2 protein-coding genes are annotated in these 2531 nt (G+C 53.4%); one reads left to right on the top strand and one right to left on the bottom strand.

The features are described 5' to 3' along the window. Positions 1-248 (bottom strand): hypothetical protein (locus AWB81_RS48005; protein ID WP_235026227.1); only part of this gene is annotated, 248 nt, incomplete at its 3' end. Between the two features lie 229 nt (positions 249-477). Here AWB81_RS48005 and AWB81_RS41985 point away from each other — a divergent pair. Beyond that, positions 478-2148 (top strand): hypothetical protein, encoded by a 1671-nt coding sequence (locus tag AWB81_RS41985; protein WP_062644415.1) that lies wholly within the window; start codon positions 478-480, stop codon positions 2146-2148. Positions 2149-2531: the final 383 nt, after the last annotated feature.

The raw sequence follows: 2531 nt of genomic DNA, 5'->3' as shown, positions 1-2531 counted from the left end.
AACCGTTGAAGACAGCTTTCACAACCAACCAAAAACACGACATCTGTACTTAGCCGGCGGTACGACATTTCAATTTTGCTTTGACACCTCCCCTTATTCCACGGCACGCGACGAGCGCTGAAAGAATTAAGCGTTTCCATGTCAACCTCCTCTTCAATGAAGGGAGATCGATTGTGCGCGCCGTGCAGCGGTCGCTCTTCGACCCCCTGCCGTCGTTCGTCCGGAGCGAACTCGATGGCGGCTTTCATGCAACGGCCCTCAGCCATGTTGAAGGGGAACCAGTGCGTGGCTTTGGCGATTGGCCGTGGTTCCGTAGCCTGTGGCGGCATCGAAAGTCCGAATTGAGGAGTTGAAGGCCACATGCCGATCGCAAGCGCGCACACTGATCCCGAGTTGGGTCGCCGTCGGGTCTATCCCTAATTTCGATTGCTACAGTGATGGCCGCGGCCCGTACATCCACGTATCGGGAGGCTCAAGATGATTGTCCGCTTGTTGTACCGTTTTATTGCCGTCCTTGGGCTCGTAGGATTGGGCAGCCCTGTCTCGGACGCTACCATTGCCCTCCCTCAGATTTCGACGGCCGATGTCTGCATTCAGTATCGACCGGATTGGACTGAGGTAGAAAGGTACATCTGGACTGCAGTGTGTCGCACTGGAGAAGCGACGAATGAACGCGCGCCGAGTGCTTCGCCGGAGGCGACTCCCTTGATGCGAGTGCACGGCTCCTTTGTTCGGACAATTTTAGCCGAGCCTCCGTTCAGCGAGTGGATTGCTAAAAGAGGATTTAGGCTGGAAGGCTTCGAGATGCTCGGACGCCTCGATTTGCGCGGTCAGATCGTTCATGGCAACGTCACCTTCGTCAACTTCCTTTTCGACTATCCTTTAGAAATGTCATCCGCCACGATCGACGGCTCGCTCAGCTTCCAATCCGGCACCACCGCGGGCATCTTCCTCGGAGATGCACATGTCACTGGCGCACTTCTGCTCACCCGTATTGCGCATATCACCAGAGCAAAAGACTGCAACACCGAAAGCGTTCGTGCTAATGGCTCTGCGATTGACGGTGGGGTAAAGATTTTCGGCAGTTCAATTCCGTGGATTAACTTCTACCACGCACGGATTGGACGAGACGTGCTGATATCTGGGTTAAAAGGGAACACGCTTTCATTCCCTGAGGCATCCGTGGGAGGTAATGTCCGATTGGACTCGATAGAATTGCTGCCGGGCCGCCCCGGTTACAAATTTTGCTCCGATGGCCGCCTCAATCTGTTCGGTATCCAAACGACAACGGACGTTGAACTGTGGGATTCGCAAATTTGGGGAGCAATGGTGGCTACCGACGCCGTCATCGGCGGCTCCCTGATCCTAGGCGATACGTTCTTTCAGGGAAACGTCTATCTGCAAAATGCGCGCGTTGATCGCGAACTGCTGTTCGAGGCAACAGATTCTAAACGCAACGGCCGGGCAGCCCATCACTGGTCCTCCAGCTCTATGCTGAGCCTCGATAGTGCTTCGATTAACCGAATCGATGCACCAAAAAATGAGATCGCGTGGCCTTCCTATATTGAATTGGGCAATTTGCACTTCAACACATTCGCGCGTAAAAAAAGTGAAAATCCGGAGCCTGCGACCCAGTGGTCTAGTGAACTGCCGGCAGCGATTTGGTTTCCACTTTGGCTGTCAAAATCTGTCGGCGACATCTATAACCCCCAGCCTTACGAACAGGTGAAGGATTACCTCACCAAGACTGGTGACCTTGAGGCTGCAACGGCCGTTGGCATCGCGGGCAAAAATCGCGAACGCAGGCAAGCGTGCCACAACGGTCCTGTTTTAAATTGCATATTTCTTTGGCTCTCATACGCCACGATTGGATACGGGTATGTCCTCTACCGATCTATTCTCTGGTCGCTATTTTTCATTGCAACAGGCGCATTGGTGTTTCGTCAGACTCAAGAGGCTCGCGATAGTCACATGCCTTTCGGCCTAGCATATAGTTTCGACACGTTCATTCCTCTCATCAAGCTTCGCGATTTGCATTACAAGATCGATATCACGTCGAACGCTCGCTACTACTTCTATGTACATAAGCTTGCGGGCTGGGTTTTAGGCTCATTCATCGTAGCGGCGGTTACAGGCCTAACCAAGTAGTCAACGGGCCGATGCGAAAAGCGGACGGGTTCGCTGGACGTGGGTGAACGCTTGTACTCCCCTTCCCGCGAATTGATCTAAAAACTGAAAGGTATTCCTGCTTCCGTACGAAAACCGCCTCTACTCAAGACCTACGGGTAGGTACCGACTGTATTCATCCTCAAATTCACGACAAACAATATTTGGAGATCCGCCGACTGGCTCGAAAACATGAGTGGCCGCTATCTGGATGGAACTGCCCTCCCAATGTCTGAGCGCCGGCGCAAGTGAATGACGGTTCCTGGCCGAAGCCGGCCGCACGGCCGTCATTAAACTTGTGCGTCCGATATCTCCTTTTCATCAACTGTTTGACGCAGACGCGTAGCGGTGCGGTGGCTCGACAA

This window comes from Caballeronia arationis (assembly GCF_001544975.2).
Lineage (GTDB): Bacteria > Pseudomonadota > Gammaproteobacteria > Burkholderiales > Burkholderiaceae > Caballeronia > Caballeronia arationis.
The sequence above is the reverse complement of the archived record's forward strand: the minus strand, read 5'-3'. Positions and strand labels throughout refer to the sequence as shown.

What these genes read in the sequence shown, in the direction of transcription:
- AWB81_RS41985 (WP_062644415.1), top strand. Translation starts at nt 478, where the DNA reads ATGATTGTCCGCTTGTTGTACCGTTTTATTGCCGTCCTTGGGCTCGTA.